Genomic DNA, 23,751 nt, shown 5'->3' on the forward strand with positions numbered 1-23,751 from the left:
GCCCCGTATTCATCCGGCCCCTCGCAGCCGCGCTGCTCGCCGTGGCGACCGCATCAGCGGCGTCTTGCGCACACGAGCAGCGTGCCGCGACGGGCTGAAGTCGGCCAAGCATCGGAGGGCGGCCCGCAGGTGGATCACCTTGCGGGATCTGTTCGTTCATGAGCAAGACGGCCTCGACCGGCTTTCGGAACAGACCAGGCAGATCTGGCCAAGCGTGTACGGAGATGGCGAACCGATGGCGGATGAGCCCGACAGCCGCCCGATCGCCGAGAACTTCGCGAACTGGTTTCGCACCGCCGAGGGCCAGGAGCTGCACCTCGCCGACTACCAATTCGTACACGGCATGCCGGTGATCACGGTGCTGCGGGCATCGCTGACCGAGCTGCTGACGCCTGCCATGGCGGCACTTGCGCTGCACTGAAGGCGCTCAGAACAGCTCGTAGGACTCGCGCGAGATGATGAAACCGTGGTCGTCCCGGTTCTCACATCTGATGCCGGCGGTCTCACTGGTGCACAGGAAGGCGGTAGAACTGTCGCGTTCACCGTATTGGAGGGTCCGAGCGTCCGCGCCGAAAGTGCTGTCGCCGCCGCAGACGAATTCCGGTTTGCCGGTGACCTTGACCCTGATGCCCTGGCCGAATCCGGTCTGACTCGGACAATCCGCCGGCCGGGTCGGCGGCGACCAATCACGCTCCTCGATATCGCACCGGACCAAATCTGTAGCCATCACGCAGGCGATGTTGCCGCTCGGCGACACGAAGAAATGCGTTTCGGGCTGAGCGGTGACCGCGGGTGCGCCGCAGATCGTGGTAGAGATCAGACCCGCGGCTGCCGTCGCCAATATGCCAATCCGAAAGTTCATACCGAAAAGATAGACCAGAATGGAACGCAGCGGACATGTTCCCGTCTTACGAAATGACGTCCTTTCCCCATCTGATTTGGTCAGGCACCCACCGGGGAAGGCCACGTTCTGCGGTTAGCTGCCGGTGCGGTACCAGCGCTGTGAGTCCGAGCGCGCACTGGGGTTCACCGCAACCGCGGCGAAACAATCGTCGACCGGGGCGTCCAGGCAGAAGTCGCCGAGTCGACTGCTCAACTGGACGGTGCCGTCGTCCGCCACCCCGCGGCGCCCACCGCCGCACAATGCACGACACGGCCGATCACCTGCAACCGATACATGGCCCGCGCCTCAGAACAGATCGTAGGATTCGCGCGCGATGGTGAATCCGTGGCCGTCGCGGTTGTCGCAGCGGATGCCGGTGGTCTCGCTGGTGCAGCGGTAAGCGGTGGAACTCTCCCGCTCGCCGTAGTCGAGGATGCGCGCGTCACCACCGAACGTGGTGTCTCCCCCGCAGACGAACGTGGGTTTGCCCGTCGCCTCAAGGACAATCCCCTGCCCGTATCCGGTCTCGCTCGGGCAGTCGGCCGGACGTGGGGGCGGCGTCCAGTCACGCTCCTGGATGTCGCACCGAACCCAGTCCGCATCGGCCAAACAGGCGATGTTGCCACTCGGCGATTCGAAGAAGTGCATGTCCGGTTGCGCCCGGGCTCCCGGCGTACCGCTGATGGCTGCAGAGATCAGCGCCACTGCCGCCGTCGCCGTCGCCGCTGCACGAAAGGATCCGGTCATGCCGAAAAAGTAGACCATCTGCGACTATTCTGCACTGCTTCGGGATTTTTCATGCCGCAGCAGTCCTCGGTGGCGCTCCCTAAAAGGGCGGTTCGTCGGGCAATTCGGAAACCGTCAGCGGCGGCGGTTGCCAGTCCGGCGGCAACTCCTCCGGCTCGTACGGATCGTTGATCCAGCGGCAGTATGGGCTGGTACTGGGCCCGCCCTTGAGCAGGAACAGCTTGGCGCGCATTCCGTTTCGCCATCTTCGATCGGCGATCTCACCGCGCCGCGCTTCGTAGAGGTAGTTGTCGGCAACCCGTTTCGGATTATCACGCCGAATCCGAGAGACTTGGGCAGCCCGTTGGCGGGCGCGGCTCTGGCAGCGCTGCGGCAGCGGGCGCTGCTCGGTCACGCTCAATCCGTCTGCGAGTTCGGGGATCACCTCCAGACAACCGGGCTTCGTGGTGAACGTCGCCCCGGACGGACTGGTCCAGATGACCGTGCCGTCGGCCAACTGCCGATCGGCCCAGCCGCCAAAGGTCTTCATGCGGTGATGTCAGCAGACACGTCGAAGAACATTCATCGAAGGAGTCGCCACCATGCCCACCACATCCACCAACACGCGATCAGAGAACCTGTCGGACCCCAGTGCCACGCTGCCCGACATGACCACCACACACGACATTGCCGCCCCAGCCGACGCCACCAAAACCAACGACTGGGAACTCCACTACGACGACGACCAGAAAGTGCGCATCTTCGACGGCACCAACCACAGCACGGAGCTGGGAAGGTTTCTGCTCGCGGGCTACCAGCGCGCAGACGGGACCATCCGCGAACGCTGGATCGAAGCCGCTGTCTATGACCGCGGAGGCATGACAGCAGATGAGGCACGACAGGTAGCCGCGACCCTGCTCACCGCCGCCGACGAACTCGACGCACTCACCGAGGCGGTGAAGTGATGACTACCGCAACAGTGCCACCGTTGCCCGCGCACGCCACCACGACTGGCTTCGATGACGACGGCATTCGGCTCCTTAAAGCCGATCTTGGCTGCGGCGTCGTTCTCTGGGCACAACAATCCCAAGACGGCCAAGTCACCGACATCGCCGCAATGATCGACGCCCCGAACGATTGGGGCCACACCGCGGACCAACTCCGTGCCCTGATTCCCACATTGGAGCGCGCCGTCGACCTCGCCGAGAAGTGGGAGGGAAAATGACCGCTATCAGATCCACGATTGAGGAAAGTCAGCTCCGCGCTCGTATCGGACAGGCCGCGGCAGAATTACCCGGCGAATCCTGGTCGACTGACGAGTTGCGAGGCCTGGCCGACTTCCTTGAGGCGGTTGCCGCGAACAGGCGGCGGGAAGATCGGCACGGAAACGTGGTCTGGTTGGCCGACCGACGATGAGACCTGTCATTACTGCCGCCCTTATCGTCTTGGGCGTTGTGTCCACTGCACCGGCCCACGCGGACCCGGCCAGTAACGCGGTCTGCCGCTTACTGGCTGCCGGCAACACCCCGTCCGGGCTGGAGACCTCGGTGACGGTGCGGCAAGTGCTCGGCCCGGACGCCACCCGAGCCGATGCGCGGGTCTACATCCGCACCGTCGTCGCCAGCCAATGCCCGCAGTTCCTCTGGCGGTTCTAACCGCAGCACCAACGAGACCGGCCCCAGCGGACAAGCTGGGGCCGGTTCTCTTTATGGCAGTTCTAGTTGAAGATGCCATCTGGAGCATCACCTACACGGACCATGACGGCTGGCACTTCACGGTGATCGCCTTCTAGTCCGCACTCGTTGGTCAATACGTATTGGTGGTATGTGCCCTTGAGCGTGCCGTCCAGAAGCGGGGTGAACTCGGCCCAACTCTCCCAGCTATCAGCCCGATCCTCGCAGTCGACTTCCTCAAGGCGCCCACCGTGGGGACCGTCGCCGCCGGTTACCCATTGCGTACCGGTCCATCTGACAGTCGATTTCACCTTGAGTCCATTGTCATCGAGCAGTGGGTGGCGTCGCGTTTCCTTGTCCACTGCAACGTTGTCAGCCAAGCATTGGCCCTCATTGCAGATAGTCCTCCGGGCGGTGTAGTCGTCTACGTCTTCCATGCCAAAGGCTGCGAGGCTCATCACCTGGCCGTCTGCAGTGCGAACAATCCCCTGGGTGTAGCGGACTTCGTATCGGTAGATGCCGTTTTGATGCCAGAACGGGGCACTGGTTTCCTCGGGTATTTCCTGGTGGTGGTTGCTCATCAATGAGTACCCGCCAGCTATGCCAGCTCCGATGACTGTCACGCCCCCTATGACGGCCGCAGCGATGAGAGCTGTCGACGGCTTCTTGCTGGATTCGACAGCCTCTCCTTGCACTGCTATGCCAGCTACGGATGCTTCGCGGAGGGCTTTGGCTGCCGGGATCTTGACGAAGTATCCCGTTCCAAATGCGATGCACATGAGCCGATACCAGATACGTTCTGCCTTAGTCATGACAGCGACGCCACGCTCGGACAATGCCTTCTTGGTGGGGATTTTTGCGAGATAGCCTGCACCGAATGCGACGTTCATCAGCACGTACCAAACGCGCGCTGGCCCAGTGAGCTTCATGGAATATCCATGCTACCTACGAAAAGCCTTGATCGTGGCGTGTAACGGCCAACAAGTGAACGCTAGATCAGGATGAGGCGGCCGGCGGCCTACCGCGCCCTCTTAGGGGAATCCGGACGTGCAGTGTCGCGCTACGCCTGCACCAGATCAACTTGGCGCGCATCTCGCGCCCACGCTGGATGACCCAGCGCTGCCGAAATGGTGACGCCGTTAGGCTTCTTTTGAACATAGTCCAAGAGCATTCCGACTGTCGAGATAGCGCTGGGAGCTTCGTCTCCGACCATAGTGTCGTCAGCTTCACCTAACGCGCATGCTTCATCAATGACAGAGACAAAGCGCACTTTCCGGCCGTCTTTCACGAACACATTTGCGCATCCACCGGCCGATTGGATTCGTTCAGTCAATGCTGATATGCGCTCAATAGCGAGAGCAACAACAATCGGAGTACTTCCATCGTCGCCGGTAACTGGCAGGTCGAAGTCAACGAGCGAACCATGCCTAAGGCTGATATCTATCGTATGCCGGAATTCTTTGAGGTATCGGGAGCGAGTTGCATCGGCTTCTTCCAAAATCTGGTGCACTCGCTGGTGCGAAACCCCTAGAGTCACGGCAATGTCGCGAAGCGGTGCTCCAGCATTCCGTAACGCCGCAGCGGCTGCCTGCTGCGCTTCACGCGCTGCAATTTCAGCTTCGGCGACATTATTGCGCGCTTGATGCATGTTAGCGATCACTTCAGCTAGATCGTCGGGCAAGTGGACGATTACCGAAATATCTTCGATGGGACAATCGGTCATGACTTGCACCAGATCGGTCGCCATCGGTTCGATTTCACGCAGATGCGCCGCGTAAGTATGCCGATCAACCTCTGGGACGTAGATGGACCAGCCGGGGTCGGACTGAGTAACGATCGCATTGTATTCAGTCACTTCTTCCACCAGTCCTTTCCCAGTTTCGGTTCCGCCTCTTTGTAAATGTTCTGCGCATCCAGATCGGGGATCTCGTTGTGGCGAGCCACTGGCACCCGCAGCCCGTCAAGGATCAACAACGTGTGACGGCCGCCTTCGATTTCCCTGACATCCACATCAGCATCCTTGGCCCCCTGCCGGATCCTCTTGATGATGTCCCTGCGCTTCGTCACGAACGATAGTCTAGTTTCGCTAGACGGATCAAGGCAAGCGCAACTAGACAAAATACGACACTCGCGCCATCTCGTGGGGGCACCGATGTCATACGGTCGTGGTCCAGCATTCCAATGGCTTCCCCGGCACCCACTCCACATCACCGTGCCGCGCGCGTAGACGCCAGCACACGGTAGGCGGCACCGTCACCGTCACCTTCAGAGCGAAGCGGAGACCTCCGGTGATCTTCTTGACCCGGTGCTCTACATCGCCCCGCACGAACACCCCACTACCCAAGCTGGGCCGCATCGGCGGGTGGCCGGCAACGACCAGCTCCCCGCCCTCGTAGTCCGCCGGATCAGCTAGGTAGACGCAGCACGCGTAGACAGTCCGGGGTGTGGTGACGCCGTGGAAGATGGCCCCCTCGTATTCGTTGTCGCGGTGCTTCTTCTGCCGACTACCAGGCTCGTAGCGGATCAGCGTCAACTCGGAAATGCCCGTGGCGCCGGATCGGTAGTGCTGATTCTCGACCTCATCCACGACCGCAGACAGGGTGTCGATGATGCCGGTCAGGCCTGGGTCGTCCACACTTGGATGCGTGGTGCGGCAACCCGGCGAGGTTGAACGGGCAAGCCGAGCGCACTGTGCTGGGCTGAGGATGTTGTCGTAGACGAGCATGTCGGGACCGGGCATCGGCGGGTGGTGGATGTTGGGTGGTGCCGGTACAACTCGCATCGATTCCTCCCTTTGGTTACAGATACCGGATTGACTGCGGGACCGGGTGCAGGAACGCGCTCGGAGGAAAGCAACCCGTCATGGCACGCCCTTAACCCGTTCTCTCGGCAGGCACGACACCCGGCCCCGCAGCGCCTATTTCCCATCGGTTACGCAAATCCAGCCCGACCTGTAGCCCGTCCGCTGCGCCGCGGGTTCTCCACCGCCCCGTACAACGCCAGCGTGGCCGCCACCAGCGGATGTATCCGGCAGGACGAGTCCCGGCGATCCCAACCCCAACCACCAGCGTCACCGATGGGCCGTTTCTGCGCCCCCAACACCGCCTCGGTCAAGGACTCTTGCCCACGGTGGCTCAACGTGCCCGCCTTGAGCCGCGACTCGAACAGGCCGCAGCCCTTGGCCATGTCCCGCGCTGTGGATCTGGTGGCCTTGATCCGACGGGCCTTCAACTCCGGGATCAACTGCGCAGCCGGGGACAAGTCATCGATGACGATGGGTGTGCGCCGGCCAGCCGCCCCGGCAATGCATTCGACGGCAGCCGAGGTATCCGACCCGGCAAACAGCTCCTCGACGTGCACCGTTCCGTCCTCCCGGCTCCAACACCCCACCACCGAAATATCCAGCCGGTGCGACATGTCGACACCGAGGGCGGTCGGGGCCTCATCTATCCCTGCACCGACCAGCTCGAGCCACCCGGCCTCGGTGATGACCGCGGCCTGGCGCGCAGCCACCGGCGCCCACATCGACAACCGTTCCGCCTGAAACTGACCCGCCGGCAAGATCGCCCGGTCATCGGTGATGGCCTGCAACGGCACACGGCCCGCCGCCACCGCCGGATTCACCCGAACCCACATCTCCCGATCATCGATGTCGTGGCCCCACTCGGCGCACCACTCCCACCACGCCAGCCGCGGATTCAACCCATCGTGAGCAGTCGAGCGCATCGTCTCGAACGCCAAAGCGTCATGCGTCACGCCCGGTGCCGTCCCGAAATACAGGGATTGTGCTCGCGGCCTGGAGAACACCGTCGGGGCCAGGGCACCGACCTCAGGGGCCGGCAAGTCCTCAGCCTCATCAACGATCAGGCGATCCACCGAGAGACCACGGCCAGCAGATGCAGAACGGGTTGTGAACGCGATCCGAGCACCCGTATCCAGCTCGACGTACTCCGCACCGATCATCTGGCTGTGACGGCGTACCCGCCCCTCGAGGTCACTGTGGTTGTGGATGACCGACCACAAGCGGCGGAACGCATCGGAGCTGGTCTTGACGGCGTGGGCGGTGTGCAGGATGTTCTCGCCCAGCTCAAACAGGCCAAACAGCTCGACAGCAAGCAAAATCTGGCCTTTGCCGTTCTGGCGCGACACCACCAGACCAGCCTGGGACGCCGACCACGCCCCACCGGTCTCCCGCAACAGCTCACGGACGATGACCGCCTGCCAGTCATCCAAGGCAACGCCGTAAGCCGTGGCGAGATCGATGCAGTCCTGTCCGGTCGCCTCGTCACCATCCGGCACCCGGGTGAACGTGGGCGCAGTAGTGACAGCCGGGGCACTCATCAGGCACCCCGCTTCCGACGCCGCGCAGCGATCTCATCGAGCTTCGACGTACCGGCCGGCGGGGCCACCGCAGCCAACGCCGCCAGCGTCTGGCGGTACTCCCGACCGACCGCAGCGAGGTCACGCGCCGACGTTTCCGGGGAAGCGATCACGGCCTCAAGGCGGTCCCGAAGGGCCTCCAAACGGGCGATATCAGCGGTCGGGGCCTGAATATTTATTCGGCGGTCTCCGTGGGTCAATTTGGGTCTCCAGATTAATCCGTATGCCCTGAGTCGGAACGCGGGGGCGGGTTGAGGGCGGCCCCCACCCCCTTGAGGCGCTGAACTGCGGTTATGCGACCGGTTGGGGCGTGCTGGGGCTTTGACCTGCGGGTTTGCGGTCGGGGCGTGTATGCGGTGGGGTGGATATTCATTCGGCGGTTACCAGCGTCGTGTGGTTTCGAAGGTGCAGCCGGGTCGTGGGTTGTGGATGCCGTTGCAGCGTGTGCAGGGCATCCCGTCGGGGGCGCATCCGTGTCTGTTGGGTTGTCGGGGTGGGGGTGTGAGGGTGACCCCGAAGTGTGCGGCGGTGGCGATGGCCTTGGCGTCCACGGTGGTGCTTCGCTTGCGGTTGCAGGCACGATGTGCGGCTGCTGCGTTGAGGGGGTCATGCTCTGGCCCGCCCAGTGCGACCTGCCACAAGTGATCGAGCTGGAATGACGCGGGGTCCAGGTGGTGTGCGTCGTAGTCGATAGGTTGACCGCAGACGTGGCAGGGTGCGCCCTCGGCGCGGACTTGTGCGCGTAGGCGTTTGGCTCGGATGTCGTTGATCCGGCGGGGGGCTTTCATGCGGTGCTCCTCTCCGTTGGTGTGGGTGCGCGGACCGGTTGCCGGCTGACGAGGGCGACAACCGGTCCGCGACTTTCCGCCACAACCCGGCAGAGACATGGAATCTGCGGGTTGGCGTCACCAGTGGGCCGTACGGTTCCGGCTTCCTGGTGGTGTCTGTGGTGCATCGGAGGGGCTAGATGGTGCTGCCGACGGGGGCGTTGGGGGGCAGGTGCTTCATGGTGCGTGCGTTGGCTTGTGCGGGCGGGGTGGCCGCGAGCTTTTCGAGTTGTCGGGTGTCGCTGCGGCCTGAGGGGTATAGCTCCCTGGCGAGGTCGGGGGGCAGGTTGAGGGCGCCGACGGAGAAGATGACGGCGGTTGCGGTGTTCATGTTGCGGCCGGTCGGGATGCTCTGGAGTTCCTTGTGGGCGTCGGTTTTGCCGGTTGCGTTGGCGTAGGTGGCGACGATGCTCTTGGCGCCGAGTTCGTGCGCTCGGGCGGCGAGGGCGGTCGCCATCGAGGTGTCACCCATGTCGAGGGCGCGGTCGAGTGCGGGTCCGAGTTGGTCGGGGTCGTTGATCTGTGCGGCGCGGTCGCTGGCGTCGCGGTAGGCGATGATCGCTGACGGGTCGCTGGAGCCTAGGCCGAACAGCTTGCCGCGGAGTTGCCGTTCGGCGGCTTCGTTTCCGGTGACGAAGGTGTCGCGTAGTTCGACCGCTTTGGCGTTGGCGGCGGTGATGGCCGCCGCGATTTGGTGGGCCTTGCCGTCGGTGGAGAAGTTGGGGTTGCCGGCGATCTCGTCGCATTCCTGCTGGAGGTCGGCGCGCAGGTTTGCCATTTGCGTCCTGGCTTCGTTGAGTTCCATTGGGGTGCTCCGTTCAGGCGGTGAGTTTGTGGGTGTTCAGATGTGTTGTGTTGATGAGCCATCGGCCGCCGCAGTTGGTGGCGGGGAGTCGTCCGGTAGCGCACCATTTGCGGATTGCTCTGTCGGTGACTCCGAGCTTTGTTGCTGCCTCGGTGGTCGTGACCCATTGGTTTGATTCTTGCGAATCGTGTTGTGGTGTTGCTGGTTCTGTTCCGGTAGCGGAACGCGTACTGAGTGCTACGAGGTGCAGTGCGGCGAGGACTTCGTAGGCTTCGGGGTCGGTCATGCGAAGTGCGATACGGCGATCCGCTGTCATTCCGGCTTGCGTTTCTAGCCACCTGGCGATGCGTGGTGGCACGATGACCGAGCCGTTGGGGGTGATGTGTTGGGCGATGCGTTGCGACCAGTCCATTGCCCGACCTAAAACAAGTCGTTGCTGCCGAACAGGGTTCCGACTGCGGACCACATGGTTTGGAGTGTTCGGACTGCTTGGCCTAGTGGGTCTTCCATCTCGCCGCCGGTTCCGATGGTGATGTCGAACGTCTTTGGGGTCGACTCGTCGTAGTAGAGGCGTAGTTCGCTTACCTGGTCGGTGTAGAGCAGCCCGTCGATTTCGAACAGGCAGCGGGTGCCAAGATCGAAGTCGAAATAGACGCTGTAGGGGCGGCGATTCCAGATGGAGACTTTGAAGCTTTGGTAGGGGCGGGTTTTCCAGAATCCGCGCCGCATCGTTAGCGCCGACGAGATGGTGTAGGCGGTCCCGCCGCCCTCCTGGGTGAAGTATTCGAGGTACCCCATGTCTCCGGCTTGGATTTCCCGCATCGGATCGGTCTGCCGCATGAACGCCAGGAGCATGTTGTCGAACTGGCCTTGATATACCTCTTCGAGGCCGGAGCCCTGCGGAGCTGGGCCGACCATGCCGCCGCCCCCTGCTGCGCCGCCGTAGACGTGGGTGAGCTGGAGATACGACAGTCCGAACTTGATTCCGAAGGTCTGCAACTCGTTGACCCAGCCGGGACTCTTGCCGCCGACAATGATCGACTTCGCCTTCGACTTGAACGTCGCATGCTCCGACGACTTGATCGGTGATTGCGCGGTGGAGTCCCGGAACACAATGCTCGGGAGTTTCGGGGCGGTGCCGAGCAAGTCGCGAATGTACGGCTTGACGTTCTGGTTGGTGCGCGGATCGATGGCGTCGGCGTCGTTGAACTGGTAGAGGATTTCGGCGAGCAGGTCGTCTGCTGTGGTGGCGACCAGGTTCACGGCTCCATCGACTGCGGTGCCGGTCAACCCGACAACACCGGAGTTGTCTTCGACAGCGATGACGAGGCAGTTCCGGGATGGGCGTGCGGCTTCTTGCCCGATCAGTGCGGCCAGTTCCGGGTGGGGGCTGTCTTCGTCTTCGGTCAGCCAGGTGTAGACGCGGACGTTGCAGCCGGCGTCTTTCAGCATGCCTTCGCAGGTGTCGTGGGCTGGGGACCAGCGGGAGGCGATCACCGAAAACCGAGAGATGTCCGTGAGTGGATTCACGAACTGCGCCTGGATCGGCCATCCCAACGGGGACCAGAGTCGCCCATCCGACAGCGGCTTAATCCACGCAGCAGGATTCACAAAGTTGTCGATGATGCCGAGCGGGGGCCAGAAGATGCGGGCGAGGTTGATGAATGTGGTTGCGGCGACGATGGTGCGGGTGTTGCCGGGGAGCACCCATGCCTTGAGGGGCTGGATTTCGGGTGCGAACCACGGTGTGGCAGCGAAATACAGATGCTTCCAGTGCTCCCGGTTTTCGGCTACGTCGAGATGTAGTTCGTGCAAGCCTTTTTCGGTGCGGACCTGGCGGATTGCGGTGACTTTGCCGCCCCACCGCCACCGCCAGTTCCGCCTGTTGGGGTACGGGTCAATGGTGATGTTCAGGTCATCGTTGGCACGGACATCGGTGCGGAGGAATTTGTTGATCCAATCCGACCCGCGCAGGACGATGGAGCCGGTGCCGGTGTCATGGAGTGCCTGGCGTACATCGAGTGACTTCTCACCACCGATCACGCCAATGAACTTCATGTCTTTGTCCCATAACCGGATCAGCGGCTTGGCTTTCGATTCCTCATCGAGGACTTGCCGTTTGGCGAGGGCGTACCGGTATGCGCTGATCGGGGCGTTGATGGGGTCGGGGACTCCGTTTGCGCCGAGGGTGGGGAGTTTGATGGTCATTAGTGGTTCTCCTCGATTAGGACGAGCTCTGCTCCGTCGCGTTCGATGTCGGCGTAGTACGCCAGGACAGCGCCTAGGCCACTGCCCGATCCGTTTGCTTCGGCCTCGTTGATGCGTCGTGCGGCGGCGCGCCAGTATTCGGCGTCGTGTTCCGGGCCAGGGAGGATTTGATCCTCTGGGATGCCGGAAAGCAGGCTCAGGCCGGCGGTGTTGATGCGGAAGTCTTCGCCGACATACGCGCATCGGACGATGATGCGGTCGGGTTTCTCTGTGGTGGTGTCGTCAATCATGGGTGTCTCCTTTTCGACGGGTGACGAGGATGGCTTGGGCGCGGTCTGTTCGTGCACGATGGGTGCCGCGTGGCCGGCGGCACGGTTGATCTGGCGGCGCATGGCAGGTCGGGCAGTCGACTGCTAGGGCGATCTGAGCGTTCATGCGGCGCCTTCCGATCGCGTTGCGCGGTTGGTCCGGCCAACCGATTTCGGATGCAGCACGCCAGCGGTCACGCCGAGCGGGCGCTTGTCTGATGGCAGTGCGGTGTACCAGTCGTGGCAGGCTTCGGCGACTGGGCAGCGTGCGCAGATGCGGGCGGCGGCGTCGATCCCATCGGAGAGACCGGCCTCTGATGCGAAGAACACAGCGGGGTGATCTCGGCAGGCCGCACCGCGCAGCCTCGGTGTACCGGCCAATATTTCGCCCAGCACCGCGACCACAGGATCGACGGCGGGCAGGCTCCGAGCGACCGGCTCCCTTGGCGGTCGTGGCTGTTGCCGCCGGCCCCAGTCGCGCCTATAGCATTTGCGGCACATGCCTTTTGCTCGGTCGGGTTGTTCGCATCCGGTGGTTGAGCAGGTAGTAGCGGTCACTGGTCACCGCCGTCGACATCAGGGAGCGCACTGCCGTGGTTGCTGACCCGGTCCGCCCATGCTTTAGTGCGGGCTTCGGCGAGCATCACTCGGGCGTCGTAGTTGGAGCCGTGGTCTTCGAGGTCCCGAAGCATCTGCGGTACGACCAGGCTCGCAACGGTGTCCAAGGCTGCGGCGAACAACAGGAACGCTTGTCCGGGGTCGCCTCCGACCATGCTGAAATAGCGGGCCTTGACGTCGTCTACGAGGTCGGGGTCTTCGCCGGCGTCGAGGATGTCGAACGCCAGTCGTGCGCCGAACAGTTCCTTGGCAATGATGCTCGGGATGGCGAGGGTTGTCGCGGTGGGTTCCCCGCCTGCGGTGTGCGCCCGTACGGCCGTCACGTTGCCGTGCCATGGCTCCTCGATCAGCGCCCAGTCTCGAGCGGTCTCGGCGGCGGCGCGGGCTTCGGCCAGGCGGGCGGGCTGTTCGTCTCGGGCCTGTTCGATTCTGTCGAGGATTTGGCGTGCTTGCTCAACGTAGGTAGCCGATTCGGCTGCCAGGCTGTCGAGGTCGGTTGCGTTCGGTTCGATGGTGGTCATTGCTTATCTCCTGTCAGGTGGTGGGGATGGCGCATTCGGCGCAGCGGCCGGCGGCGATGGATTCGGGGCGGGTCAGTTCAACCCCGCACGGGCAAGGCCGTACTTCTGCTACATCTGCTACATGCGCGCCATCGGGGCTGGAATCTGGAGCGGATGGAGCGGATGGAGCGGATACGTCGGGGAGGTACCGCGACCAGGCGTCAGCGAACTGAGCCGAGGTGTACCCGCGTAATCCCCGTTCACCGGCATGGAGTTTCGAGCCGATCCCGTACTTGCCGAGGCGTTGCGACAACCCACGACTATCGAGCGGTTCCCCGCGCCGAATAGTCGGCCATGGTGACTCATCCATCTTGTTCAGCGCGGACAGCAGGTGCTCGGTGGTGAGCTGGTCAACTTGACTGTCGGAGAACGCTTGCCGGATGTCGCGTAGGAGAAGTACCCCGACGCTGGGTGCCCTCTCCTTGGATGCCGCTACAAGCGCGACAGCGGCTCCACGCGCCCGCTGCGGCCAATCGCCGCCAGCGAGGTCTGCCACAGCTAGCAGCGCTTCCCACACGTCGGCGTCACGGTCGGTCACCGATTCGGGGATGTGCGGCCAGAAATTTCCAGCCAGGGCTACCCGTACCGCGTCGGAGCCGGCCCACCCAGATAGTCGGTCTCCGAGAGCGAAAGCCTCGGGGTGGTTAACGCGAGGTCGCCACGGCTCCACATTTTCGCCGGGTGCTCGACGCCGCATTCGCACAACGACGCTACGCGTCATGATCGTGTCGGGCAGGTCATCGAGGCCAGCGAGCATGACCGCGCAGTAGGCGGGCAATTCCTCGGTCTCGACAACCTTGCCGCGCATCACGCACCGGCCAGCGGTAGCGCCCTTGCGATGCCCAGCATTGAGCATCCCGCGGATGTCCTCGTTGTCCTTGGCTTTCGGTCCGAACACCGTGTCGATCTCGTCGTACAAGATCGTTGGGCGCCCGCCCTCGTCGGATACCTTGCGGAACAGATAGGCCGGCGTGGTGTTGACCGCGTGCACGGGCCGCGGCACCAACGGCTCCGTGACTTCCAGTGCACGCGACTTCCCTGACCCCGGTTCGGGTGACAGAAAGGCCATCCGCGGCGTGGATTCCCAATAGTCCATCAACCAGGCGTGAGCGATCCACAAGACGTGCGCAATCAGTGCGTGGGGACTCGGGTACACCACGAACCGCGTAAGGAACGTCTCCACATCGTCAAACAGCCGTGCACCGTCATCGCGGCCAACACCGTTCGTATCCGCTACATCCGCTCCATGTGCTCCGGTGGCGTGCAAAATCTTCTCGGCTAGAAGATTTTCTTCGGAAGCGGCTGCGTACTTGCCGCTGGTGACCAGCTCCCGGCCGCGTTCGATGTCGTTAGGCATCGGCCACCTCCCCGCACCGAAGGCGCAGAGAGAGCTGGCGATCAGTTCCGCCACGCCGCCATAGCTCACGGCGAATCGCTATGGGCACCAGGGCAAGGCACCCAGCGTGATTGAGGTGCTCAACGGTCGCGTGCCAGCTCTCGGCCTGGTTGTCGGTGATCGGTACCGGCTCGTATTCGGCCGGCCAGGGGTCGCCGCCTGGCAGTCGTTGCGCCGCAGCACGGCGGAGTTTCAAGGGGTGCGTCATGGGGTCACCGCCTTTGCGCGGCGTCGACACTTAGGGCCAGTTCCGCTGAGCAGCGACTCCGGTGTCGAAAGCGGGTGCCCGCAGCATTGGCACGGCATCGACAAGCCGAATCCGACACTGGTCAACAATTCGATGGCTGCCCGCACCGCGGGGCCAGAAACGGTAGAATCGGGGTGCATTGGTGATGTGGTGGCAGCCGGTCTCAGGGGTGGGGCCGGCGCTTCCATTTCCGGCGGCCCCCCGGTCGACGCGGCGCTCACGCCGCACCGCTCTTACGAACCGGCTTAAGCAGTTCGGCGAGGCGCGTGCGCTGCTCATCTGTTAGCGGAGGGGCTTGCGACAACGTCCGTTCAACGAAGTCGTGAATCTTCGCTTCAGCCAGCTCTCGGCGGGCCTCGGTGATCTTCTCGGAATTGCCGCGATGGTGGCGGGTAGTAATTCCCAACCGATTGCGTGCGGCCAGTGCGCGTGACATTTCGTTCTCCGGGCAGCAGAACTTTGCCCGGCTTTGTGGCGGGGCCTGCCCGTGAGGTTCAGAAAGCGCTCACGACCGCTTGTGTCAAAGGCTACTAGCTACCTAGGCAGTAGCGAGATATCTAGGAAATCCTCGCGTGTCGCGGCCATCCACGCCCGAAAGTGCGGCTCGGTCAGCGGCTTGTTCCGGCCGCACCGTGGGCACTTCCACCGCCACAAACCATTTGCGTCCCTATGACTCTCGACATGCACAACCGTCTTGTTGGTGACCATAGTGCCGTCGATGTCACCGACTGGTAGGTGAGCTGATCCGACGCGACTGGATTCTTCCTGAATCTGTCCGTCATCGGTCAGCGTCAAGCGCGAGAGGGGAAGCCGACGATGCTGACCGCGGTCGCTGCAGCCCACCGTGAATTTCTGCTCAGTCATGCCACACCACCTTGATTCGCTCTGGATCGAACCTATTGGCACCCGCCCAGTGCCCCTTACCGACAGGCTGCACTTTCACGTCCATCAGTACGCCCATGACAACCCGGAACCGATCCGGCGACAGCCCCTTTACTGCATCAATTACTTCTTTTTTTCCCAATGGAATTCCGTCGAATACGCGAACGCGTGCAACGTCATTCATCCGGGCCTGTACCGCGTCCAGCTTGGCCTGCAATCGGTCTGTCGCTAACTTGGCCTGCCTGCCAGTCAGCAGCCCATCGGCGCGTTCCATTCCGATGGCGTCGATCTCGGCCAGTAATGTCGTCGCCTCAGTGCGCAATTGTTCCGCCTCGGCTGCGTCATGTTCCTGAGCGGTGAGAAGGTCGACGGCATCAGGCATCGCCAGCCGTCCCGCGACCAAGTCCATTACGAGCGGCTCCACGTAGCGTGCCCGCACCGAGCATCCGCGGCAGGTCTTGCAGACGTACACCGTGTCAGTCGCGTCTTTACCCCATAGACCAGACAGGTGATATCCAGGCCCACATTTGCCGCAACCCAACATCCCCGTAAGCAGGTACTTCCGTGCCGTCTTCGGTCCCGGCTGCCGCTCGGGTGCATCCATCAATGCCATTGCAGCCCAATATGTTTGTTCATCGACCAGCGGGGGCCACGAACCCTTGCCGACGATGCTGTCACGGTCGACCTTGCCGCGCTTGGCTTGGTAGGCGCGTAGGCCGGCATTGCGTGGATTGCGTAGGAACAATGACAGTTGCGGCGCTTTCCACGGCTTGCCGTTGATGGTGGTCGCACCGGCTTCCGTCCAGGTACGGCAGATGTCATTCAACGAGGCTCCGGCGAGGATGTCGCGGTACGCCTGGGCGACCAGTGGGGCCGTTGCGGGGTCCAGCTCGCGGCGGTCGCCACCAGCATCGAGGTAGCCGAACGCCTTGCGCCACTTCGGCCGGCCAGACTCGGCCATCTGCTGGAATGCACGTCTCTTGCGCTCGGCAGCATGCTCGACCTCGGCGGTTGCGACACTGCCCAGAATCGACGCGACCATGCGACCGGTTGGGGTCGATAGGTCGAGTTCGCCCGCGGTGACCATGCGGAACTCGATGCCTTTGGCTACGTCGAGCAGTCGAGTCAGGTCGGACAGTTTGCGGTACAGCCGGTCCGGGTGCCAGGCAATGACAGCGTCTACTGCCCCTGAGCCCATTGCTTCGAGCAGTTCCTCGAATCCGGGTCGCGGCTTGCCACTGGTGGCACTCCGGTCGTTGTCGGTGTATTCGGCGACTACGCGCCAGCCAAGCTGGTCCGCCAGCGCACGGCAGTCGTCGGACTGGCGTTGGATGCCCAGCGACTCGCCGGTGCGGTCGATTGAGATCCGGGTATAGACGGCTGTACGCATAAGTTGTAGTGTACTAATTGTGTCCGCTGATGGAAACGGCACAGGCACTTCAGGTTCGACGGGACCGTCTGCCCACCCGCGGACGGATCCAGGTGATCGAACGGGATGGTGTGGTCCAAATCGCAGATCGTCGCGCGGCGCGAGCAACCCGGGAACCGACAGGTCAGATCCCGGCATCGGACCGCCCGCGCGACCGCGGCCGACGGCCGGTACCGCCGCGCGGCCGCAGGATCGACGGCGGCGTCGAGCACCAACTGCGATGCAGCCTCGGCCAGCTCACGCACCTGGTCCGCGTCGATGACCCCGAAGCCCTCCAGATAGCCGGGCCGGTGACTGATCCCCTCGATCGTGTCGGCGGTGGCGATCACGTTGAGCACCACCCGGGTCTTCGTTCCGGACGGCTGCATCTCGCCGCCGCTGACCGGACACTCGGGACGCCCGCATCCGCACGCAAGGGGCACCCCTTCGGTCAGCGCGGCCAACGCGTCCACCCGACGCTGATCGAGGCTGCGGGGATCCGCGGGGCAGACGCCCTCGGCCAACTGGGTCAGCCTCCGGTCGAACGCCGCCCCTTGCGATGCAGCGACGTTGCCACGGATCTCAGCCATGCCGTCCTGCTCCGCGGAGACCCAGATGTAGCGGTTGTCGACCGCCTCCTTGCGGCGCCGCCGGGCGGCATCGGGATCGATGGCCAGCACCGCGGCATCGACGGCGTTGATCACCCGGCGCCGTGACCAGCTGATCCAATTCGCCGCCCGCGCCGCGAACTGGCGGTCCAACCCGGCGATCAGATCGTCGTCCATCACCAAGTCGGTGCGATCGATGATCAGCTGCACGGTGCGCCAATCCAGCCCACCGGCGGCGAACAGTTTGCCGACCTCGGGAAACCGGATACTCAGAACCTCTGCGTAATGCACCTGACGCCCGGCGGCCGCGGGCGCCAGGTTCATCAGCGCCGACACTTCCGCGCAGGTCTGCTCGTAGCCGGTCACCGTGTCCGGGTCCTGCCCGATCACCGACGGCGAGGTCCCGCCGTGGTGATCCAGCAGCGCTGCGATGGCGCCGAGCCGCCTGGCGATCAGTACCGATTCCATCCGATGGGTCGCCGCGATCAGATCCGCGAGACGGGCGGGCGGCAGGCCGGCAGGCACCGCTGCACCGGCTTGACCTTCCAAAACACCCGTCGTATCGAACATGTGTTCGATTGTACACGGATTTCCGACACGGGTCGAACTGCACGGCCCCTGCCGACCCACACGCAATACTGAGTCGATGTCCGCTGTTCGCCGAGCACTCGTCGCGGCCCTGTCCGCCGTCCTGGCCCTGGCCCTGGCCGCCCCCGCCTCCGCCGCCCCGTTACAGGACGACTTCACCCGGCTCGCCGGCACCATCCCCGCCACCATCGGCATCGCCTACGCACCGGTCGGCCAGAACGGCGCCGCCACGCTGGGCAAGCTGCAGAGCGGGGTGGCCTGGTCCACCATCAAGGTGCCGCTGGCCATCGCCGCGATGCACGCAGGCGTGCCCAACGCCCAGGATCTGGCGGCCCGCGCGGTCACCGCCTCCGACAACGATGCCGCCGAGAAACTGTGGTCCGAGCTCGGGCCCGCGCCCCAGGCCGCCCAACAGGTGCAGGCCGTCCTGCGCGCCGGCGGCGACCCGGGCACCGCGGTCGAGTCCCGGCGACTGCGCCCGGAATTCAGCGCATTCGGCCAGACCCAATGGCCGCTCGCCCGTCAGGCCGTGTTCGCCGCCCACCTGCCGTGCCTGCCCGCCGCCCGACAGGTCTACAACCTCATGAACAACACCATCCCCGATCAGCGCTGGGGCCTGGCCGGCCTCAGCGTCCCCAGCAAAGCCGGCTGGGGGCCCGGTCCGGGCGGCGGCTACCTGGTACGGCAGTTCGGCGTCGTACGCACCCCGCACGGCGACCTGGCGGTGGCGCTGGCCGCCGAACCCAACGACGGCAGCTTCTCCTCCGGGATCGCCGCACTCAACCAGATGACCCAGTGGCTGAACTCCCATGCCGCCGAGCTACCGGGCGGCCGCTGCGCGGGGTAGGTTGGCCGCTGATCAGTTGTTACCCGCAAGTAGGAGCCAGCCATGCCCGCCCCAACCGCCGCAGAATTCGACCGGCTGCGTCAACTGGCCGCCATCGACGACCCCGAGAACCGGCAGTCGAGAACCATCGATGAGGTGTTCACCGGCAAGCCGCTGACCACCATCCCGGTCGGCAACGCCGACGACGTGACGGCGGCGGTCGCCAAAGCCCGTGCCGCCCAGGCCGGGTGGGCGGCCCGCAGCGTCAAGGAACGCTGCGCGGTCATGGAACGCTACCGCGACCTGGTGATCGCCAATCGGGACTTCCTGATGGACGTCTGCCAGGCCGAGACCGGCAAGGCCCGCTCGGCGGCCCAGGAGGAGATCCTCGACATCATGCTCAACGCGCGCTACTACGCGCGCCAGGCCGCGAAGCTGCTGGCCTCCAAGCGGGTACCGGGCCTGCTGCCCGGCGTCGTCAAGACCGTGGTCAACCACCACCCCAAGGGCATCGTGGGTGTGATCGCACCGTGGAACTACCCGATGACCCTGTCGATCTCCGACGCCATCCCCGCACTGCTGGCCGGCAACGCGGTCGTGGTCAAGCCGGACAGCCAGACCCCCTACTGCACCCTGGCCAACGCCGAGCTGCTGTATCAGGCCGGGCTGCCCCGGGATCTGTTCGCGGTGGTGCCCGGCCCGGGATCGGTGGTGGGGACCGCGATCGTGCAACAGAGCGACTACCTGATGTTCACCGGTTCCAGCGCCACCGGCCGCACCCTGGCCGAGCAGTGCGGCTCCCGGTTGATCGGCTTCTCCGCAGAACTGGGCGGCAAGAACCCGATGATCGTGACCAAGGACGCCAACCTGTCCGAGGTCGCCAAGGCCGCCACCCGCGCCTGCTTCTCCAACGCCGGCCAGTTGTGCATCTCGATCGAGCGGATCTACGTCGAGCGTGCGGCCGCCGACGAGTTCGCGGCGAAGTTCGCCGAGCAGGTGCGCGGGATGAAGCTGGCGGCCGGCTACGACTTCTCCGCCGACATGGGCAGTCTGATCTCCGAAGACCAGATCAAGACCATCTCCAACCACGTCGACGACGCAAAGGCCAAGGGTGCCAAGGTTATCGCCGGCGGCAAGGCCCGACCCGACATCGGCCCGCTGTTCTACGAACCGACGGTGCTCACCGACGTCACCGACGAGATGGAGTGCGCGCGCAACGAGACGTTCGGGCCCGTCGTCTCCATCTACCCCGTCGACAGCGTCGAAGAGGCGATCGCCAAAGCCAACGACACCGAATACGGCTTGAACGCCAGCGTGTGGGCCGGCAGCAAGGCCGAGGGAGAGGCGATCGCCGCGCGGATCAAGTCCGGCACGGTCAACGTCGACGAGGGCTACGCACTGGCCTTCGGGTCCACCGCCGCTCCGATGGGCGGCATGAAAGCCTCCGGCGTGGGCCGCCGACACGGCGCGGACGGCATCTTGAAGTACACCGAGTCCCAGACGGTCTCCACCGCTCGCGTGCTGAATCTCGATCCGCCGCTGGGCATCTCGACACCGGTGTGGCAGAAGCTGCTGACGCCGATGATCCGCGCGGTGCAGGCGCTGCCGTTCCGGTAGCGCTCAGCGCCGGCCGGTGCGGTTCTTCCCGCGGTCGATATCGCGCTCCAACGCCGCCAACGCCGGTTCGATCGCGTCGGCCATCTTGTGGATGTCCTCGGCGACTTCCGGGGTGGTCACGAAGCCGAAGTCGAGGTGCTCCCGGTAGGAGAAGCAGGTGATGTTCAGCGCCACGTCCATCACCGGCGGGCCCAGCGGCACCAGGGATTCCAGTTCCGCTCCGGCCATGTAGATCGGGATCGGCGGTCCCGGCACGTTGGAGACGACGAGGTTGATCGGGGCGAACCGATTCGAAAGCCCGGTCGCGGTGTAGGCGCGGGCGGCCAGCTGCAGCAACCCGGGGGGCGTGGTGTCGGTCAGGCCCATGATCTGATGCGCCGACAGTGCCTTGGCCATCTGCTTGGCGCTCTGGGTGCTGGCGTGAATCGACTTGAGCCGCTGGGCCGCTCCCTCGATGTCGGTCGCCATCGACACCGTCATCGAACTGACCTTGTTGCCGACCTCGCCCTGGCTCTCCTCGGTGCGGGTCGACACCGGGATCTGTGCGACGAGCGGCCGGTCGGGTAGTTCCCCTCGCTCGCTGAGATATTCCCGGACCGCGCCGGCCACCAGGGCCAGCACCACGTCGTTGAGCTTCACACCGTAGGCGTCCTTGACGGCCTTGATCCGGGCCAGTTCGACACGGGAGGCACTGATCTGCCGGTGCGGCGACACGCTGGCGTTGAACCGGGTCACTGGGGCGTCGAAGTAGCGCGGTGGTTTACGCGGCAGCCCCAGGCCCACGGTGGCGATCTGCTGGCGGACGGTCTGCTGCAACAGTCGGCCGATGCGGAACGGGGTTTTGAGCGCGACGTTGACCAGCGCCTCCGCCAACCGGCGCTCGTAGCTGGGCACCTTGGTTCCGGTCAGCGACCCGACCGACTCCGATTGCGGCGGACGCGGCTCCGGGGTGACGTCGAGCATGATCTCGAACAGGCCCGCACCGGAGACTCCGTCGACGATCGCGTGGTGCATCTTGGTCAGCGTCGCGATCCGGCCACCGCTGACGCCTTCGATCACCCACATCTCCCAGAGCGGGCGGGACCGATCCAGCTTGTAGGACATCAACCGGCCGACGAGCTGTTCCACCTCGCGCCGACCGCCCGGGGCGGGAACCCCGATGCGCCGCAGATGGAAATCGATGTCGAGGTTCTCGTCCTCGATGAACCACGGCCGGTCCAACCCGAGCGGCGCGTCGGCGACCTTCCAGCGCAACTGGGGCAGTTGCGGAAGCCGCTCGATCAGCAGCTGCCGAACCCGCTCGAAACTGTAGTTCGGCGCATTGGTGGTGTCGCAGATCGCCAACCCACCGATGTGCATGTGCCAGCCCGCTGTTTCACCGGACCAGAACGCGGCGTCGACGCCGGAAAGTCGTTGCATCGACCGAGACTAGCTCGCGCAGCGGTCCCCCGAGGGCGGCTCTGCGCCAAAAAGTTCCGTGAGTTAGCTCTCTGCCTTGACGTGCTTGGCGTGGACCTCGTCGGCCGGGCGCGCCTCGGTCTGCTCCTTGGCCCAGCGGTAGTCGGGCTTGCCGGCCGGAGACCGCTTGACCTCGTCGACGAACCACAGACTGCGGGGCACCTTGTAGCCGGCGATCTCGGTTCGCGCGCAAGTGTTGATCTCCTCCAGCGACGGACGGGCATCCCCGCGCGCCTGTACCACCGCGGCCACATGCTGGCCGTAACGCTCGTCGGGCACCCCGACCACCAGGGCGTCGAAGACGTCCGGGTGGGTCTTGAGCGCGGCCTCGACCTCTTCGGGGTAGATCTTCTCGCCACCGGAGTTGATCGACACGGAGCCGCGGCCCAGCATCGTCACCGTGCCGTCGGCTTCGACCTGCGCGAAGTCGCCCGGGATCGCGTACCGCACCCCGTTGATGGTCTTGAAGGTCTCGGCGGTCTTCTTCTCGTCCTTGTAGTAGCCGACCGGGATGTGGCCACGCTTGGCGATGATGCCGCGGACGCCGGAGCCGGGCTTGACCTCGTTGCCGTCCTCGTCGAGCACCGTGGTGTTCTTGTCGATCGAGACCCGCGGACCGCCGGTGTGCGCCTCGCCCTTGGCGACGACGCTGGTGCCGCCGAATCCGGTCTCGCTGGAGCCGATCGAGTCGGTGATGATCCGGTTGGGCAGCAACTCCAGCAGTCGTTCCTTGATGCTGGGGCTGAACAGCGCCGCGGTGGAGGCCAGCAGGAACAGCGACGACAGGTCGTACTCGTTACCCGCGTCCTGGTGGGCCAGCAGCGCGTCCAGCAGCGGACGCGCCATCGCGTCACCGGTGAAGAACAGCAGGTTGACCTTGTGGTCGTGGATCAGGCGCCACACCGCGTCGGCGTCGAATTCCGGTGCCAGCACCACGGTTTGACCGCTGAACAGCGACATCCAGGTGGCCGACTGGGTGGCACCGTGGATCATCGGCGGAATCGGGTGGCGGACCATCGGCGGGTTGGCGACGGCCTGCTTGGCCAGGTCGTACTCGTCGGCGATCGGCTCGCCGGTGGCGAAGTCGGTGCCGCCGAACAGCACCCGGTAGATGTCCTCGTGGCGCCACATCACACCCTTGGGGAACCCGGTGGTGCCGCCGGTGTAGAGCAGGTAGATGTCGTCGGCGCTGCGCGGGCCGAAGTCACGCTCGGGCGAGCCCTGAGCCAGTGCGGACTCGAACTCCACCCCGCCGTAGCGCTGGTAGTCCAGGTCGGAGCCGTCCTCGACCACCAGGATGGTCTTGATGGCGGGGGTGTCGGGCAGCACGTTGGCGACCCGGTCGGAGTACTGGCGCTCGTGCACCAGCGCGACCATGTCCGAGTTCTCGAACAGGTAGCGCAACTCGCCCTCGACGTAGCGGAAGTTGACGTTGACCAGGATGGCGCCCGCCTTGACGATGCCGAGCATCGCGACGACGATCTCGTTGCGGTTGCGGCAGTACAGGCCGACCTTGTCGTCCTTCTTCACTCCCTGGGCGATCAGGTAATGAGCGAACCGGTTCGCCTTCTCCTCCAGCTGCGCGTAGGTCAGCTGGTCGTCACCACAAATCAGGGCCACGCGATCCGGTACGGCGTCGATAGCGTGCTCAGCGAGGTCAGCAATGTTGAGAGCCACAACACACAAACTAGAACGTGTTACATTTCGTTTTCAAGTCGAGGACCCAACCTCAG

The 23,751-nt window shown here is 64.4% G+C and carries 30 protein-coding genes; 6 read left to right on the forward strand and 24 right to left on the reverse strand.

Translation table 11 applies throughout. The features are described from left to right. The first annotated feature begins 139 nt into the window (after positions 1-139). Positions 140-421, forward strand: a complete 282-nt coding sequence (locus tag RCP38_RS16895) for a hypothetical protein (protein ID WP_308474070.1) — start codon at positions 140-142, stop codon at positions 419-421. Between the two features lie 6 nt (positions 422-427). Here RCP38_RS16895 and RCP38_RS16900 read toward each other — a convergent pair whose 3' ends face one another. From RCP38_RS16900 to RCP38_RS16915, 4 genes are all read right to left on the reverse strand, one after another. Further along, on the reverse strand, positions 428-862 hold the full coding sequence (locus RCP38_RS16900) for a DUF6636 domain-containing protein (RefSeq protein WP_308474071.1): 435 nt from the start codon (positions 860-862) through the stop codon (positions 428-430). Between the two features lie 114 nt (positions 863-976). Next, complete coding sequence (locus RCP38_RS16905; RefSeq protein ID WP_308474072.1) at positions 977-1,120, reverse strand: hypothetical protein; 144 nt, start codon at positions 1,118-1,120, stop codon at positions 977-979. 69 nt (positions 1,121-1,189) lie between these two features. Continuing rightward, the gene (locus tag RCP38_RS16910) at positions 1,190-1,648 is read right to left on the reverse strand and encodes a DUF6636 domain-containing protein (RefSeq protein WP_308474073.1); all 459 of its coding nucleotides are present in this window, start codon (positions 1,646-1,648) and stop codon (positions 1,190-1,192) included. A 61-nt stretch (positions 1,649-1,709) separates the two neighbouring features. Next, entirely contained in the window at positions 1,710-2,159 is a 450-nt protein-coding gene (locus RCP38_RS16915; protein WP_308474074.1) for a hypothetical protein, read from the reverse strand. Positions 2,160-2,211: 52 nt separating this feature from the next. On the opposite strand from RCP38_RS16915, the gene RCP38_RS16920 reads away from it, so the two are divergent. The 3 genes from RCP38_RS16920 to RCP38_RS16930 all read left to right on the forward strand — a co-directional run bounded on the left by RCP38_RS16920 (position 2,212) and on the right by RCP38_RS16930 (position 3,264). Further along, complete coding sequence (locus RCP38_RS16920; protein WP_308474075.1) at positions 2,212-2,574, forward strand: hypothetical protein; 363 nt, start codon at positions 2,212-2,214, stop codon at positions 2,572-2,574. Continuing rightward, complete coding sequence (locus RCP38_RS16925; RefSeq protein WP_308474076.1) at positions 2,574-2,834, forward strand: hypothetical protein; 261 nt, start codon at positions 2,574-2,576, stop codon at positions 2,832-2,834. Before RCP38_RS16920 ends, RCP38_RS16925 begins: the two co-directional genes overlap by 1 nt. Positions 2,835-3,063: 229 nt before the next feature. Then, the gene (locus RCP38_RS16930; protein WP_308474077.1) at positions 3,064-3,264 is read left to right on the forward strand and encodes a hypothetical protein; all 201 of its coding nucleotides are present in this window, start codon (positions 3,064-3,066) and stop codon (positions 3,262-3,264) included. 62 nt (positions 3,265-3,326) lie between these two features. Here the strand turns inward: RCP38_RS16930 and RCP38_RS16935 are convergent, their stop codons facing one another. The 18 genes from RCP38_RS16935 to RCP38_RS17010 form a co-directional block, all read right to left on the reverse strand. Then, positions 3,327-4,211 (reverse strand): hypothetical protein, encoded by an 885-nt coding sequence (locus RCP38_RS16935; RefSeq protein ID WP_308474078.1) that lies wholly within the window; start codon positions 4,209-4,211, stop codon positions 3,327-3,329. 131 nt (positions 4,212-4,342) lie between these two features. Further along, positions 4,343-5,146 (reverse strand): hypothetical protein, encoded by an 804-nt coding sequence (locus RCP38_RS16940; protein ID WP_308474079.1) that lies wholly within the window; start codon positions 5,144-5,146, stop codon positions 4,343-4,345. Further along, positions 5,134-5,349, reverse strand: coding sequence for a hypothetical protein (locus RCP38_RS16945; RefSeq protein WP_308474080.1), 216 nt, complete (start codon positions 5,347-5,349; stop codon positions 5,134-5,136). Before RCP38_RS16945 ends, RCP38_RS16940 begins: the two co-directional genes overlap by 13 nt. A gap of 88 nt (positions 5,350-5,437) precedes the next feature. Next, positions 5,438-6,022, reverse strand: a complete 585-nt coding sequence (locus tag RCP38_RS16950) for a 2OG-Fe(II) oxygenase (RefSeq protein ID WP_308474081.1) — start codon at positions 6,020-6,022, stop codon at positions 5,438-5,440. Positions 6,023-6,213: 191 nt separating this feature from the next. After that, positions 6,214-7,581 (reverse strand): hypothetical protein, encoded by a 1,368-nt coding sequence (locus RCP38_RS16955; RefSeq protein ID WP_308474082.1) that lies wholly within the window; start codon positions 7,579-7,581, stop codon positions 6,214-6,216. A 41-nt stretch (positions 7,582-7,622) separates the two neighbouring features. Continuing rightward, complete coding sequence (locus tag RCP38_RS16960; protein WP_308474083.1) at positions 7,623-7,775, reverse strand: hypothetical protein; 153 nt, start codon at positions 7,773-7,775, stop codon at positions 7,623-7,625. A gap of 850 nt (positions 7,776-8,625) precedes the next feature. After that, the gene (locus tag RCP38_RS16965; protein WP_308474084.1) at positions 8,626-9,267 is read right to left on the reverse strand and encodes a hypothetical protein; all 642 of its coding nucleotides are present in this window, start codon (positions 9,265-9,267) and stop codon (positions 8,626-8,628) included. Between the two features lie 40 nt (positions 9,268-9,307). Next, positions 9,308-9,706 (reverse strand): helix-turn-helix domain-containing protein, encoded by a 399-nt coding sequence (locus RCP38_RS16970; RefSeq protein ID WP_308474085.1) that lies wholly within the window; start codon positions 9,704-9,706, stop codon positions 9,308-9,310. Positions 9,707-9,714: 8 nt separating this feature from the next. Then, positions 9,715-11,502, reverse strand: a complete 1,788-nt coding sequence (locus RCP38_RS16975) for a Gp37-like protein (RefSeq protein WP_308474086.1) — start codon at positions 11,500-11,502, stop codon at positions 9,715-9,717. Beyond that, the gene (locus RCP38_RS16980) at positions 11,502-11,792 is read right to left on the reverse strand and encodes a hypothetical protein (RefSeq protein ID WP_308474087.1); all 291 of its coding nucleotides are present in this window, start codon (positions 11,790-11,792) and stop codon (positions 11,502-11,504) included. The genes RCP38_RS16975 and RCP38_RS16980 overlap by 1 nt, the downstream gene beginning before the upstream one ends. Then, entirely contained in the window at positions 11,785-11,937 is a 153-nt protein-coding gene (locus tag RCP38_RS20040) for a zinc finger domain-containing protein (protein WP_465270691.1), read from the reverse strand. The genes RCP38_RS16980 and RCP38_RS20040 overlap by 8 nt, the downstream gene beginning before the upstream one ends. Further along, a complete protein-coding gene (locus tag RCP38_RS16985; RefSeq protein ID WP_308474088.1) occupies positions 11,934-12,215 on the reverse strand; it encodes a WhiB family transcriptional regulator in 282 nt (93 codons plus the stop codon). Before RCP38_RS16985 ends, RCP38_RS20040 begins: the two co-directional genes overlap by 4 nt. A gap of 149 nt (positions 12,216-12,364) precedes the next feature. After that, positions 12,365-12,949: a hypothetical protein gene (locus RCP38_RS16990; RefSeq protein WP_308474089.1), complete on the reverse strand. Its 585-nt coding sequence runs from the start codon at positions 12,947-12,949 to the stop codon at positions 12,365-12,367. Between the two features lie 13 nt (positions 12,950-12,962). Next, on the reverse strand, positions 12,963-14,414 hold the full coding sequence (locus RCP38_RS16995) for a DUF3631 domain-containing protein (protein WP_308474090.1): 1,452 nt from the start codon (positions 14,412-14,414) through the stop codon (positions 12,963-12,965). Positions 14,415-14,588: 174 nt separating this feature from the next. Further along, positions 14,589-14,819 (reverse strand): DUF6011 domain-containing protein, encoded by a 231-nt coding sequence (locus RCP38_RS19985; protein ID WP_373692526.1) that lies wholly within the window; start codon positions 14,817-14,819, stop codon positions 14,589-14,591. Between the two features lie 29 nt (positions 14,820-14,848). Further along, a complete protein-coding gene (locus tag RCP38_RS17000) occupies positions 14,849-15,067 on the reverse strand; it encodes a hypothetical protein (RefSeq protein WP_308474092.1) in 219 nt (72 codons plus the stop codon). Between the two features lie 420 nt (positions 15,068-15,487). Next, positions 15,488-16,903 (reverse strand): recombinase family protein, encoded by a 1,416-nt coding sequence (locus tag RCP38_RS17005; protein WP_308474093.1) that lies wholly within the window; start codon positions 16,901-16,903, stop codon positions 15,488-15,490. Next, entirely contained in the window at positions 16,789-18,099 is a 1,311-nt protein-coding gene (locus RCP38_RS17010) for an HNH endonuclease signature motif containing protein (RefSeq protein WP_308474094.1), read from the reverse strand. The genes RCP38_RS17005 and RCP38_RS17010 overlap by 115 nt, the downstream gene beginning before the upstream one ends. 76 nt (positions 18,100-18,175) lie before the next feature. On the opposite strand from RCP38_RS17010, the gene RCP38_RS17015 reads away from it, so the two are divergent. Both RCP38_RS17015 and RCP38_RS17020 read left to right on the forward strand, forming a co-directional pair. Then, entirely contained in the window at positions 18,176-18,964 is a 789-nt protein-coding gene (locus RCP38_RS17015) for a hypothetical protein (RefSeq protein WP_308474095.1), read from the forward strand. A gap of 42 nt (positions 18,965-19,006) precedes the next feature. Continuing rightward, positions 19,007-20,560, forward strand: a complete 1,554-nt coding sequence (locus RCP38_RS17020) for a succinic semialdehyde dehydrogenase (protein WP_308474096.1) — start codon at positions 19,007-19,009, stop codon at positions 20,558-20,560. 3 nt (positions 20,561-20,563) lie between these two features. Here RCP38_RS17020 and RCP38_RS17025 read toward each other — a convergent pair whose 3' ends face one another. Both RCP38_RS17025 and RCP38_RS17030 read right to left on the reverse strand, forming a co-directional pair. Then, positions 20,564-21,979: a WS/DGAT/MGAT family O-acyltransferase gene (locus tag RCP38_RS17025; RefSeq protein WP_308474097.1), complete on the reverse strand. Its 1,416-nt coding sequence runs from the start codon at positions 21,977-21,979 to the stop codon at positions 20,564-20,566. Between the two features lie 63 nt (positions 21,980-22,042). After that, a complete protein-coding gene (locus RCP38_RS17030; RefSeq protein ID WP_308474098.1) occupies positions 22,043-23,704 on the reverse strand; it encodes an acyl-CoA synthetase in 1,662 nt (553 codons plus the stop codon). Between the last annotated feature and the right edge of the window lie 47 nt (positions 23,705-23,751).

The sequence above is a fragment of the Mycolicibacter sp. MU0083 genome, assembly GCF_963378075.1.
Lineage (GTDB): Bacteria > Actinomycetota > Actinomycetes > Mycobacteriales > Mycobacteriaceae > Mycobacterium > Mycobacterium kokjensenii.